The 13,472-nt window shown below is 42.2% G+C and carries 12 protein-coding genes; all 12 read right to left on the minus strand.

The genetic code is table 11. The features are described from left to right. Positions 1 to 15: 15 nt before the first annotated feature. A complete protein-coding gene (gene ptsP / locus DXB73_RS09390) occupies positions 16 to 1,647 on the minus strand; it encodes a phosphoenolpyruvate--protein phosphotransferase (RefSeq protein WP_022025257.1) in 1,632 nt (543 codons plus the stop codon). A 31-nt stretch (positions 1,648 to 1,678) separates the two neighbouring features. Continuing rightward, a complete protein-coding gene (locus DXB73_RS09395; protein WP_022025256.1) occupies positions 1,679 to 1,936 on the minus strand; it encodes an HPr family phosphocarrier protein in 258 nt (85 codons plus the stop codon). 136 nt (positions 1,937 to 2,072) lie between these two features. Then, the gene (locus DXB73_RS09400) at positions 2,073 to 3,968 is read right to left on the minus strand and encodes a fructose-specific PTS transporter subunit EIIC (RefSeq protein WP_118506725.1); all 1,896 of its coding nucleotides are present in this window, start codon (positions 3,966 to 3,968) and stop codon (positions 2,073 to 2,075) included. 24 nt (positions 3,969 to 3,992) lie between these two features. Continuing rightward, the gene (gene pfkB / locus DXB73_RS09405; protein ID WP_118690938.1) at positions 3,993 to 4,910 is read right to left on the minus strand and encodes a 1-phosphofructokinase; all 918 of its coding nucleotides are present in this window, start codon (positions 4,908 to 4,910) and stop codon (positions 3,993 to 3,995) included. Between the two features lie 407 nt (positions 4,911 to 5,317). Continuing rightward, positions 5,318 to 5,803 (minus strand): flagellar export chaperone FlgN, encoded by a 486-nt coding sequence (gene flgN / locus DXB73_RS09410; RefSeq protein ID WP_118506727.1) that lies wholly within the window; start codon positions 5,801 to 5,803, stop codon positions 5,318 to 5,320. Positions 5,804 to 5,890: 87 nt separating this feature from the next. Then, a complete protein-coding gene (fliS, locus tag DXB73_RS09415) occupies positions 5,891 to 6,271 on the minus strand; it encodes a flagellar export chaperone FliS (protein WP_022025252.1) in 381 nt (126 codons plus the stop codon). 22 nt (positions 6,272 to 6,293) lie between these two features. Continuing rightward, entirely contained in the window at positions 6,294 to 8,402 is a 2,109-nt protein-coding gene (fliD, locus tag DXB73_RS09420; protein ID WP_118690939.1) for a flagellar filament capping protein FliD, read from the minus strand. An 80-nt stretch (positions 8,403 to 8,482) separates the two neighbouring features. Next, positions 8,483 to 8,902, minus strand: coding sequence for a flagellar protein FlaG (locus DXB73_RS09425; protein ID WP_118690940.1), 420 nt, complete (start codon positions 8,900 to 8,902; stop codon positions 8,483 to 8,485). Positions 8,903 to 9,019: 117 nt separating this feature from the next. Next, the gene (csrA, locus tag DXB73_RS09430) at positions 9,020 to 9,241 is read right to left on the minus strand and encodes a carbon storage regulator CsrA (protein WP_118506730.1); all 222 of its coding nucleotides are present in this window, start codon (positions 9,239 to 9,241) and stop codon (positions 9,020 to 9,022) included. Positions 9,242 to 9,263: 22 nt separating this feature from the next. Further along, a complete protein-coding gene (gene fliW, locus DXB73_RS09435) occupies positions 9,264 to 9,695 on the minus strand; it encodes a flagellar assembly protein FliW (RefSeq protein ID WP_182434107.1) in 432 nt (143 codons plus the stop codon). Between the two features lie 113 nt (positions 9,696 to 9,808). Next, a complete protein-coding gene (gene flgL, locus DXB73_RS09440) occupies positions 9,809 to 11,338 on the minus strand; it encodes a flagellar hook-associated protein FlgL (RefSeq protein ID WP_182448290.1) in 1,530 nt (509 codons plus the stop codon). Positions 11,339 to 11,367: 29 nt separating this feature from the next. Further along, positions 11,368 to 13,461: a flagellar hook-associated protein FlgK gene (gene flgK / locus DXB73_RS09445; RefSeq protein ID WP_118690943.1), complete on the minus strand. Its 2,094-nt coding sequence runs from the start codon at positions 13,459 to 13,461 to the stop codon at positions 11,368 to 11,370. Positions 13,462 to 13,472: the final 11 nt, after the last annotated feature.

Consider the following 13,472-nt stretch of genomic DNA (forward strand, 5'->3'; position numbering starts at 1 on the left):
TCGCTGCCTCCTGGTTTACTCACATCCACATTCGCTCTCGCGGACTATCTTGCGAATTGGCAAAATTCTTCCCGGAGATACCGACAACTCATCGATTCCCATTTGCAAAAATTGTTCTGTCAATTCTAAATCTGCACCAAGCTCACCACAGATACCGGCCCAAATGCCCTCAGCATGTGCATTCTGAGCAACCATACGGATCATTTCCAAAACTGCAGGATGATGTGCATCATAAAAATCATCCAGCTTCGGATTCTGTCGGTCAATCGCAAGTGTATACTGGGTCAGATCATTGGTTCCGATACTGAAGAAATCGACTTCTTTCGCAAGTTCTCTACTGATCATAACAGCTGCCGGCGTTTCAATCATAATGCCCTGTGCAACCTCGCCAAATTCAATGTTCTGTGATCGAAGTTCCTCTTTGACCTCTTCCACAATCTTTTTGATCTGCTTTACTTCCCACACACTGGTGATCATTGGATACATTATAGATATATTACCAAATGCGCTGGCGCGATACAAGGCACGAAGTTGTGTTTTGAACACTTCCGGTCTGGTCAGACAGATTCGAATCGCACGATAACCAAGCGCCGGATTGTCTTCCGGATCCATGTTAAAATAATCACACTGCTTGTCCGCACCAATATCTAATGTACGGATAATCACCTGCTTACCAGCCATTGTCTCTGCAACCATCTTGTATACCATAAACTGTTCGTTTTCCGTCGGATAATCTTCTTTTTCCAAATATAAAAACTCACTGCGGAATAAACCAATTCCCTCGGCATCATTTTGCAATACCATCGCAAGATCCTTGCTGTTGCCAATGTTAGCATACAATTTGATCTTTTTGCCATCCTTTGTAATGGTTTCTTTGCCTTTAAGCTGCTGTAAAAGCTGCTTCTTTTCCTCCGCCTGCTCCTTCTTTTCCTGCATCTGTGCAAGCACGTCTTCACTTGGATCAATATAAACCGTTCCGTTATCACCATCAACAATGGCAAATTTGCCCTCCAATTCTGCATCTAACGGCATATCCACACCGATCAGTGCCGGAATGCTCATCGTTCTAGCCAAGATCGCTGTATGCGAATTGACCGATCCCTGCGTTGTCACAAAGGAGAGCACCTTGTCTTTGTCCATCTGTACCGTCTCAGAAGGTGCCAGATCGACTGCCATTACAATCACCGGTTCGTCTGCATCCATCTGCTGTCTGCTCGCACCATTCAAAACAGAAACCAGACGTTCGGAAATATCTTTAACATCTGCTGCCCTTCCACGCATGTATTCATCATCCATAGATGCAAACATCTGGGCAAAGTTATCACCGGTTGATGCTACGGCATACTCTGCATTTACAGACTGACTATCAATAATATTTTCAACCGATTCTGTAAAATCTTCGTCTTCCAGCATCATCTGATGCATCTCAAAAATCGCTGCATTGGCTTCTCCAACTTCTTTAAGTGCCTTATCATACAATCCCTGCAATTCCGTAATTGCTGTCTGAACCGCCTCGCGATAACGCTTTTTTTCTGCCTCTGTATCCTGTACTTTGATACGTTTTACCTGCTGTTGTCCTTTACTAAAAACGTGAATCCGTCCAATTGCAACGCCGCCAAATACACTTTTGCCTTGATATTGTTCCACAACGCACCCTCCTCTCGTAACTGAACGATGACTACATATTTTCTTCCAAGAATGCACTTACCTTGGTATATGCTGCATCCTCATCTTCTCCATCAAATGTAACAACAACTTCCTGTTCCTTCTTGACAGCAAGACCCATCAAACCAAAGATCTTTTTACAGTCTGCCGTTTTTCCATCCTTCGTCAATGTGATCTTGCAGGCAAATTCTTTGCAAACTTTAACGAGTTCTCCTGCCGGACGTGCGTGAATTCCTTCCGGGTCTGTGATCGTATACTTAAATTCCTTCATGATAATCCTCCATTCTGCACACTGTTACTGTTAGGGCGAATATGCGCCAAGTGTGCTAAGACGCATATCCGCCATTTCTTCATGAAATACTTATTATTAAATATATCGTGTTTCAAGTTTTTATACTTTATGTCACTCAAACCACTTTCTTCTTTAAGATTCCCAAGAGCAATGCAGAGATCACTGTTCCGATCACCAAAGCTACGAGGTACATCCAAGCATGTCCCACTACCGGGAATACGAAGATTCCACCATGTGGTGCCATCAGCGTACACTTGAACGCCATACTGATTCCGCCTGCCACAGCACTTCCGATGATGCAGGAAGGAAGTACACGAAGTGGATCCGATGCGGCAAATGGAATGGCACCTTCTGTAATAAAAGCCAGTCCCATAATAAAGTTTGTAGGTCCTGCTTCTCTTTCCTCTTTGGTAAATTTATCCTTGAAGAGTAACGTTGCTAACGCAATTGCACAAGGCGGTGTCATACCACCGATCATTACGGCTGCCATAATATCGTAATTACCTGCTGCGATTGCCGCAGTACCGAAAACATAGGCTGCCTTGTTGAATGGACCACCCATGTCGATCGCCATCATTCCACCAAGTACCAGGCCAAGCAGGATACGGCTGGAATCTCCCATTCCTTTCAAACCACTATTTAATGCTGTATTGATCGTACCCATGACCGGCTCAACAACGAAGTTCATTGCTAATCCAGTCACCAAAATACCGACAACCGGATAGATCAATACCGGTGCAAGTTTTTCCAATGCTTCCGGCATCTTTTCGCAAACTACGCGCAGCGCCTTGATCACGTAACCTGCCAAAAATCCTGCGGCTAACGCTCCCAAAAATCCGCTGGTTCCATTGTGTGCCATCATTCCACCGACAAATCCCAGTGCTAATGCCGGTCTGTCTCCGATCGCCATGGCGATAAATCCTGCTAATACCGGAAGCATCAAGCCAAAGGCAATATCACCAATTCCCTTTAATGTTGCGGCAACCGGTGTGATCGTACCAAAATTTCCACGATCCGCAACAGATAAGGAATTCATATCGACTGACAAGCCATCGATCAGAAATGCTAATGCTATAAGAATACCGCCTCCAACGACAAATGGAAGCATATGTGATACACCATTCATAAGTTGTGTATAGATCTGATGTCCGATACTGCCACCGGATTTTGCGTTCTCGCTGCGGGCCGGAGCATTTGCTGCATGATAAAGTGGAACATCTCCAGATGTTGCTCTCTCGATCAACTCATCTGCCTTGTTAATTCCATCCGAAACCTGACATTCTATCACACGCTTACCATCAAAACGGTCCATTGGCACCTGCGCATCTGCTGCTACAATAATACAGTCTGCATCGTCAATTTCCTGCTGTGTCAACACATTCTTTGCACCACCGGATCCGCGTGTCTCGATCTTAATGGCAATCCCTGCTGCTGTTGCTGCTTTCTCCAAGCCTTCAGCCGCCATATACGTATGTGCGATTCCTGTCGGACAGGAAGTAACGGCTAACACCTTTGCTGCCTGAGCTGTCTCTAACCTTTCATCAATGTCCGGTTTCTCATCGTCTGCCTTGTCGATAATGTTCAAAAACTCATCGACTGTCTTAGCATTGCGGAGTGATTCTGAAAAATCCTCATCCATCATAAGCACTGATAATTTGCTAAGTACATCCAAATGGACATTGTCCTCTGTGTTTGGTGCTGCGATCAAAAATAGTAACGTTACCGGTTCGCCGTCCAAAGAATCAAAATCAACACCATCCTTGACTACCATTGCTGCAAGTCCCGGCTTTGTAACTGCATCGCATTTACCATGTGGAATCGCAATGCCCTCACCAATTCCGGTCGTGCTCTCCTCTTCACGAAGAAAAACCTGCTTGCGGTAAGCTTCAATATCATTGATCTTACCACTTTTGCCCATAAGTGCCACGATCTGATTCAATGCCTCTGTCTTGTCCGCAGGCGAAGCATCCAGACAAATGCTGTTTTTGTCTAATAAATCTGTAATTCTCATATGATCACCTTTCCTTCCCATACATTATAAATAATGCACTGCGGTTTTTTCATATTCCGTTTCAATTTCCTGTCTTGTTGCCAAATTTTCAGAGCAAGCGCTGGCACCTCCACTGGCAAGGCCCATACGGAATGCATGTTCGTAATCTCTCTTCTGCATCCAGCCGGCCATAAAGCCTGCAACCATGGAATCTCCCGCTCCTACTGTGTTTTTGACTACGCCCTTAGAGGATTCTCCTGCAATGATCTGCCCATTCTCTGCAATAAGAACTGCCCCTTTACCACCCATAGAAACTAATACATTTTTAGCTCCACGTTCCTGTAGGTTCTTTGCATATGGAATAACATCGCTCCACTCTGACAATGTTACCCCAAAGATCTCACCCAATTCATGATGATTCGGTTTGATCAAAAACGGATGATATTCTAATACATTTAGCAGCAAATCTTTAGTGGCATCTACTGCGATTGTCATATTTTTATCAGACAAACGTTTCAAGATCTGCTGATAAATATCATCCGGCATCGAGCTTGGAATACTTCCTGCCAAAACAAGCACATCATCTTTATTGAGCTGATCAAGTTTTCCCATCAGCTGATCAATCTGCTGTTGTCCGATATCCGGTCCTTGTCCATTGATCTCTGTTCCATCAATGTTCTTTAATTTCAGATTGATACGTGATATACCATGCTCAAGTTTGATAAAATCCGACTGAACTCCTGCCTGTTCCAACATTCGCACAATCTCGTCTCCTGTAAAACCGGCCATGAATCCCAGTGCTATGTTCGCAATCCCGAGATTTCCAAGGACAATAGAAACATTAATTCCTTTGCCACCCGGCAACATCAGTTCGGATGCAGTGCGATTGGTCATTCCCAGTTCAAAATCGTTCACCGACACAATGTAATCCACTGAAGGATTAAATGTTACTGTATATACCATACAACTTCCTTTCCGCTGTCTTCAGCTATTTATTTTCTTCTTTGCCTGATCGATCATTTGCTTTATGATGATTTTATTATAACCGCATGTTCTTTCATAATCAATCACAATCAGTCACAAATCTCCATACTGTTTTTTGTGCAAATTGCACAATACTGCTCTTATTTTTTTCATTCTTCTAGATATTTCGTGTATTTTATGCCATTTTTGCCATTTTAGCAAAATAATCCGAACCATCATTCACTCTATTTCGCTCATACTCGTTCATTATCAATCATTATTTTCATGATGGTTAGTTTGCTTCTGTAATCTCTCTTTATTATAAGAGTTGAGAGTACGATTTAGAGCTGAAAGGTTGCGTTAATACAAAAAGACAACCTCTATTTACCATAAAGGTTGTCTTCTTATTATTTCTTTTTATCCAAAAAATATGACTGCCAAGCATGATGTTGGTTTGGCATATTCTGATAATACGATACTGCCGTTCGGTTGCTCGCTCTGGAATTACCAATCTCTTGGCGCTGTTTCAACAGATACCGTTGAAACACTTCCCGATTTCTGCGTTCCAACCCCTCGATCTTAACACCACAATCAGTAATGACACGGATCAAATTCTGCATTTCCAAGATTGCACTGCGATAACTCTGCTTATCTTGCTCAAGATATGGGCTGACTTTGTGATATACACTATCAAACCCTTTATCCAGAATATTGATTTCTCCCAGCGCTTTTTCTTTCTGTGCCATTAATTGTTCAAAAACATCTATGTCCATGTTTTCCTGTTGCAAAACTTCGCTTTGTTGTTGCGTCAATGTAAGCAGCTCTTCCATGATCCGTTGTTTCTTTTGCAGCGATTCCTGCAACGCGGATAAATATACTGTTGCCGTCTCCATCAATACTCTCCTACTTTACTATGCCGTTACTCTATATAACCTTGTGCGCAGAAAGCAATGCCTCTGACATCTGTTCTGCACTATCGATCATACCACATTATTAATACGCATTACCTCTTTCCATGTCTCACGCATTGTCTTAATATGGTGCAGCGCATCTTCTAACACTGCTTTGTCTTTTTTGACATTAGCCTCAACCAAGCGACGGTAAATATAATCATAGACGACCTCAAAATCCTTCGCCACCGGATACTTCATATCAAGCGTTGAACGAAACTCTACAATAATATTTTGAACTTTAATAATATTATTATTCGCTTTCTCAATATCGCCTTTATCGATTGCCTCAATCGCCATATTAGCGAACTTGATCGCACCATCATACAACATCAATGTCAACTTAGCCGGCGATGCCGTCTGAATCGCATTACGCTGATACTGCATTGCTGCCTTGTTATATGTTGCCATTCCTCTTATCTACCTCCATGTATTAGTTGCTGCCAAGATAACTTGACAAGGATGACTGCTGTGAATTCAAGCTTGCCAATGCTTTTTCCATCGCTGAAAACTGTTTATAATAATGGTCTTCCATCGTCTGCAATTTTGTTTCCCAACTCTTAATATCTTTCTTATATTGAGTCATCTGCTTTGTCATTTCCTTATCGTTATAGAACGTCAAAGCACTGCTCATCGTTGTCGATTTCATCTTTTCATTTAATGCATCATACAAGTTGTTGGTAAGCCCTGCCATCACTTCTGCCACAACGTCCGGATCTTCTTTCAAAAGATCCTGCAGCGTATTCGTTGAATCAGAGTAAACCGAATCATCCTCATCTCCTTTAATATGAAGCTGACCATACTCTTTATAATCTGTTCCTGTAGTAATACCAAGATTTGCCAAAGAATACTTCTTCCCGTTCGAAGCAGTAATCGATTTACCGGTAATACTTCTCATCGTTGTAATAAGTCCATCCAGAGTGCTGTCACGACGAAGCAAAGAATCCTTAATCTTTGTATTCCATTTCTCTACCTCTTCATCAGACATCGCATCCTTCTGATCATCAGTCAACACATCATAGTTTCTCGCCGATTTCGCATTATACAATGTATTCATTTCTTTCAGAATCGAATTATACTGTGTCACAAACTCTTTGATCGAATCGTATACCGCATCGGTATCATCAGAAACGGTAATAGACACTTCTCCGTTTGTCACATCCATAAGATCTAAGGATAAGCCATTTACATTCAAAGAAGTCTTGGAACTCGTCAATGTTGCACCATTTACCTGTACTACAGAATCTGCCGCTGCAACAACAACCATGCCGACACCGGAAGCAGATTCCTGCACTGCCGAACCGTCAATCGTATCCAAACCAATCTTCTGCAGTTCTGCTGAGGATCCCGCCTCGACCCCGGCCCCTTTTGCCATAGCTGTTGCATAGTCAGTTACTGCATCAGTGATCGTCTGTTTACGGGTTCCTTCTGACTGGATCGTAATCTCATCATTACTGAGACCATTGGTCAACGCTTCCGTAATCTTACTCTGATAATCGTCTCCGGCAATCTGACTATCCGCATTTTCCTGTATATATTGTTTTGCTAATGTGACTAGCTCTTCTTGTGTATGTGACGCATCATCTTTTTCTTCTAGCTTCCCGGCGTTGATCAATGCCTGTTTGGCATCGTCCGTTATCACATTATTGCCATTTTCATCTTTTTTGAAATATTTTGTTTCCAATTCTGTAACAATCTGGTTACGGTAATATCCGGTCACCTCAGATTTTGCCTGTGCATCCGATACTTTCATCAGAGAGGCAACTGCCGAATCAATCTTATCCGAAGATGTGTCATTTTGTATACTATCTAATACGTCCAGCACACTATTCTTCTGTGCTGCTGTCAAACTATCATATTTTACGGCATTGTTCACAGTCTGTTTCGCATTTAACTGCTCCTGCGTAAATGCCGTCATCTTGATCTCAAACTTTTGATCTAAACCACTATCCTTTGCACCGATGAAGAATCTGCCCTGTCCCTCATCAAAAGAAGCATTTAAGCCTGCCGATTTCAAATTATCAACAAAATCACTAATCGTAGTATCTGCATTTACCGTCATGCTGACTGTCCGATCTGCCGTCTTGATCTGAATCTGCTTCGTGCCATCAGCCGTCATGCCAAGATCAGAAAGTTTTGTGGAAGAAGTAACCTTGTTTGTAACCTTCTCACCCTGATCATTAGTAGTCTCATAAGAAGAAATCTTGGCACTTGTAACATACTGTGCCGCTGCAAGCCTCTTCACATTGACGCGATAGGTACCTTTTGTCGCACTGCTATTTGCAGATACTGTCACTTTCGTTGAATCGGAAGATGTTGCTTTCTTCGTCTGATAATTAGACTGAAAACGAAGCTTACCGACATAATCTTTATAAAAGCTATACATTTTCGTATTCAGACCGGACCAAATCTCCTGTTTCCACTCTAATTTCTGCTTCTTAGACTCTATCTTGGTCTTCTTAGCTTGCTGTGTCTCCATCAAAGACTTTACAATCGATTCCGTATCCATACCGGAAATCATACCTGACATTCTAATCGCCATAATAACCTCACCTTTCTAAGCGCCTATATATCGCCAACATAACCGCACTATGTAATTATTTACATTCTATTTTTTTACCATTAGCGCTTTTCATCCACAATCAAACCAGCCAACTCCCACATCTTCTGAAGCATTTCCAAAGACTCTTCCGGCGGCACCTCGCGAATCAGCTTATCACTTGTTTTGTCAAACACTTTGATCGACACTCGCTTGGTTGCCTCATCATACGAGTACTCGCATCGGGTACTCACCATACGATTATTTGCACTGGAAACCGCAGAATCTATTGTACTCTTAGCAGGATCCTTCCCATCAAATGGCATTCCCTGCTTTGCATCAGACTCCTGTCCACTTGTCTGCCCTGTTGTCTGTCCTGTAACATTACTTGGTGCTGCCGTTGTCTTCTGTACGGCAACCGCCTTACCTGCATCTACACGGGTTACATCCGGCGATGCACTTTCCGTAGTCCTGTTTACTCCACTTATAACATCCATATCCATTTTCTTACACCTCCGTGTGCTATACTCTGCAAGTCCCTTAAGCGTCTTGGCACTTCCTGTACCCGCTTTCTATATAATATATCGGATTTTCCGAAAATAAATTAACCGTTCGGCATGTTATTTCTGAAACAATCCTTTCAGCGCTTCTACATCCACGGCACTTCCTGCCTGTTTATTCTCTTCCTGAATCTGTACATACAATTCTTTGCGATAGATCGGCACGGATTTAGGAGCTTTCACACCCAGTTTGATCTGATCGCCTTTAATCTCCAACACTGTGATCTCTATATCATTTCCAATCATAATGGATTCATTTACTTTTCTTGCTAACGCCAGCATAATTTTGTCTCCTCTCCATGTATTACTGCAAAATAAAGTGTTTCACCTCATAATCTGTATTTTCAGCAACGATCTGCACGCCCTTACGCGTTCCCGCATTAATGATCAATGGCGCCTTTTTGTTTACCGATGTGCGTTTCACATCTGCCGGTACCGTTGCCAACAAAAATACAACCAGATCATCTTCCTTGATCTCGCCAACAGGCTCTAATAATGCATCCTCAACGATCGGATTGTACTGTTCATCTACCCGCTGTGGATTTACAATTGGAAATGCCAGTCCCGGCTCCGTTGTTGACTGCAACCATGAGAAAAACGGTGGTTCCTCCCCATCGATATCGTAAAGGATCGTGTAATCCTTGTATTCTTCAAAACCAAACAGCCCCTTATCAAAATGTATAATCTTTTCATCGCCGATTTCTACTTCCCCAAAATATCTTGTTTGAATCTTCATCTGTGCATCCTCCTCGTTGATAATCAGTAAGGTGCCAAACTCTTTTGACACCTTACATTTATTTGCTGATCCTGCTGCCTGAAACCTCCCTGCAGGAATTGCCATGTTCTATTCTAGATATAATCTAACAATGAATTACCCAATATTTTTGCCGTAGCCGATAATGATGCCTGATACAGATTATCTGCCTGTGTCAAGCCGATCACAGCATCTGCGATATCCATATCTTCGTTGTTCGATAATTTTTCCTCCGTATCTGTCTTTTCATCCGAAAGACGATCCTGTGTCATCTGCAAGCGATTGTACTTGGCTCCAAGTTCAGCTACCGCAACATTTAAGGTTGCCTCACATTTGTTCACCATAGTAAGACCGCGTCCAAAGGCTTCATTCATGATACTGACACGAAGCTGCTGCTCATTTTCCAACGATGTTTTTAAGGTACCTAACGATGCAATTTCATCTTGATCAGACGTATTTGCTATCTTCTTCTCTACATCTGCAATACGGTTTTCTACATCCGTCACATCGCCGATCACACGCTCGATATAATCTAAGCAACGATAAATTTCTGTATCAAACGCATCTTTTGCCTGCGTATTTACTGTCAAAGTCTGACTGAAATTGACCTCGTAATTAATATTTTGATCACTTGGATCTGCAAAGTAAGTTTTCTTCATGGATACTGTATCGTAGCGATCACACTTAAAATACATCTCCGGGCGAATATCACTTTTTTCGAATTTATTTTTGGTATAATCAATTGAAAAATTAGCCTCTTTCTCCTGAATCGTACTATACAAAGTCTTGCCTAGCACAATTTCTCCGGCATCATATATATATAGTGCTTCATAATTAGTGCCGTTCACCTGATTGTACCGGTCAATGTCGTAAGCATACGCATCGTTTTGAGACACCACACCAACTTTGCCATTATCTACCGAATACTCTTCTGTCGTATTTCCATAGGTGAGTGACATGCTAAATACATTGTTTCCGCCTGTGATCGGCTGATTGGAACAATTGTTGTAAGATAACTGTATGCGATAACCGGTGTTCACCTTTGCCTCTAACTTAGCATACTCTTCCTGCGTCATGCCATCCTGATATTTAATATCAGACTCTACATTACGGATCGTATCAATATCTGTCGATTTAAATTTCTCCGTAATCTCATATTCTAATGTATCACTGGAATTCGGGAACAACAGCGATGTGTCCGTACGATACCCGGTAAACATATATCGTCCGGCGTAGTCCGCATTTGCATTATCCTCAAAGATTGCTGTTGCGTACTGTCTAAGCTGTGTCAGTATCGCTGTTCTCTCTTTTGATTCCGGATAACTGTTAGCACCTTGGCTAAAATATCCTTCCATATCCGTAAACGTAGAGCTTACCTTTTTCATCGCTCCCTCTGTCGTATCCATCCAATCCATGGCATCCTGCACATTTTTTTCAACATATTGTGTCAACTGTGCCATTGTTGTGCGAAATTTCAGCGAACGGGATGCGATCGTCGGATCCTCTGAAGGACGTTGAATCTTCTTCATCGTCGTGTACTGCTCTTCTGCCGTCAACATTTTATTCTTTGCATTTGATATATGCACCTGTGATCTGTTTGAAATCATTGAATTTGTTACTCGCATAGGTATTCCCTCCATTTACTGATCATCTGTTATACTGCAGTGCCATTGATCAATTTATCCAATGCCTCGTTCATTATGGACAAAACACGATATTGATAGTGTAACAGATTTTGATAGATTACCAAATTCTGGCCCTCTTCATCTTCATCTACACCGGAAATCGAAGTTCTTCGATGATCCACTGCATCCAAAATGTTCTGTGCATTTTCTGTAGCTGCCGTCACACGTGCTGAATCTACACCAAGTACTGCAGTGCATAATACATTCAGGAAAGATCCCGGATCACCCTGCTTAAACATGGAATTATCGGTCTGCAGCGCCAACATTTTTGTGAGATTTTTGGACTCTTCCCATCCGGTCAGGCCCTCTGTATTTTCTGCAGAGCAGGCCAACATTTTGCCGTTTTTAACAATATCGTCATTGGCATGAAAATTAAGGATCGACATATTGTAATAACTGCATACTGCATTCTCATCCGTATTACCCAACTCTGATGAATGAAACGAGAATATGTTGTTGTCATCATCCGGAATGAACACTTTTTCTACAATATTGCCATTTTTATCTTTCAGATTATAGTAGTTCGCTTCTCCTGCAACAGTTTCAAACTGATAACCATCTGCCCGATAAGCCTGCTGCTTGTTAGAATCAAACACTTTACTGCCGTTATAATAGTAAAATGTATCTTCCGCATTATACAAAAATTCTGTCATCTGAAACTGTTGATTCGATGTCACGTTAGTCGCTACAAACAAATCTTTTCCAAGTTTGCCATCCAGATCATAGCCCTTATTTTGCAACATATTAAAGTTTGCAGAAAATGTTCTGACAAATTCATTAAGCTGCGTCATATAATACGGAATTCCACGGAATGCGATGGAATCTCCTGCCGATGCAAGCCTCTTTTCAGGATTCGGATCCCGCATAATATTTTGCAGACGTGTTACCCCGTCATCACTTAACTCCTCCTTCAAAACAAATGTATATGTATATGTACCATCTGCAGCTACTGTTGCAGAAAAGGATTCATATTCGTAATCCACATTACCAATCGTTAACACTCCATCCGATGCCGGCAGATCCAGCTTGGATAAATTCGATGCGTTGGCGCTGCTGTATTGATCACTCGTGATCGTTAATGTACTCTTACCGCCCTTTGCTGTATCATTCTTCTGCAATCCGGTCAGTGTTGCTTTGAAATTTTCCGCATTGTTGCCATCGCGCATCTCAATCAACCCCTGTAATTTTCCTCCAAGCGTTGTATTGTACATGTCAAATTCCTGACCATAACTCCACTCTAACCGATACAGATTAACAACATCATTCTGGCTTACCTTGTTCGTAGATCCCTCTGCATTGATCGTATTGTACCGTGCGGTATCGACCAAAATACCTCCACCCAGCGTCACAATAAACTGATTCGTCCCATTGCCATCTGCGGGTGCTTTTTCTGTCACATTGATGTCCGCTAATTCGGACAATTTGTCCAAAATAACCGCTCTCTGATCACGAAGATCATTTGCACGGTCGCCATACACTTCTAATGTATTGATCTGTTTATTTAAGGAAGCGATCTGTGCTGCATACGCATTGATCTGCTTTACCGTTGTCTCAATCTCTGTATTGACATCTACCTGCATATTCTGCAGCTTCACTGCCGCATCTCTGACATAATAAGACAGCGTATCCGCATATCCTGCCACCTGCGCACGGATCGTCTGATCCATAGAAGAGGTTGTCAAATATTTCAAAGAGGAAAAGAAGCTGTCTAAAGAATTCGTAATGCTTCCTTCCGAATCTTCTTTCGGATAGATACAATCCTCAATGCTGCTCAAATAAAAGGACTCTGTTGAATATTTACCTACTGTAGTATTGCTGATGCGGTACTTGGCATCATAATAATCATCGCGGCTGCTGAGAATCGCTGTGGCCTCTACACCTGCACCCAGCATTCCGTAGCTGGTGCGCAGCGAAACAGCTTCCTTCGCTGACTGCTCTACTGTCTGTCTGCTGTATCCTCTCGTCTTTACATTGGATATATTATGTCCTGTCGTTGTCAATCCGGCATTATATGTCGACATGCCGGACACTGCTATATTCAATCCAAAAAAAGTTGATGGCATATTCCATTCCC

The organism is Clostridium sp. OM05-6BH, assembly GCF_003481635.1.
In the GTDB taxonomy this organism is placed as follows: Bacteria; Bacillota; Clostridia; order Lachnospirales; family Lachnospiraceae; genus Butyribacter.

What these genes read in the sequence shown, in the direction of transcription:
- fliS (WP_022025252.1), bottom strand. Translation starts at nt 6,271, where the DNA reads ATGGCAACATATAACAAGGCAGCAATGCAGTATCAGCGTAATGCGATT.
- flgN (WP_118506727.1), bottom strand. Translation starts at nt 5,803, where the DNA reads ATGGAGACGGCAACAGTATATTTATCCGCGTTGCAGGAATCGCTGCAA.
- csrA (WP_118506730.1), bottom strand. Translation starts at nt 9,241, where the DNA reads ATGCTGGCGTTAGCAAGAAAAGTAAATGAATCCATTATGATTGGAAAT.
- DXB73_RS09425 (WP_118690940.1), bottom strand. Translation starts at nt 8,902, where the DNA reads ATGGATATGGATGTTATAAGTGGAGTAAACAGGACTACGGAAAGTGCA.
- fliD (WP_118690939.1), bottom strand. Translation starts at nt 8,402, where the DNA reads ATGGCGATTAGAATGTCAGGTATGATTTCCGGTATGGATACGGAATCG.
- flgK (WP_118690943.1), bottom strand. Translation starts at nt 13,461, where the DNA reads ATGCCATCAACTTTTTTTGGATTGAATATAGCAGTGTCCGGCATGTCG.
- DXB73_RS09400 (WP_118506725.1), bottom strand. Translation starts at nt 3,968, where the DNA reads ATGAGAATTACAGATTTATTAGACAAAAACAGCATTTGTCTGGATGCT.
- DXB73_RS09395 (WP_022025256.1), bottom strand. Translation starts at nt 1,936, where the DNA reads ATGAAGGAATTTAAGTATACGATCACAGACCCGGAAGGAATTCACGCA.
- flgL (WP_182448290.1), bottom strand. Translation starts at nt 11,338, where the DNA reads ATGCGAGTAACAAATTCAATGATTTCAAACAGATCACAGGTGCATATA.
- pfkB (WP_118690938.1), bottom strand. Translation starts at nt 4,910, where the DNA reads ATGGTATATACAGTAACATTTAATCCTTCAGTGGATTACATTGTGTCG.
- fliW (WP_182434107.1), bottom strand. Translation starts at nt 9,695, where the DNA reads ATGAAGATTCAAACAAGATATTTTGGGGAAGTAGAAATCGGCGATGAA.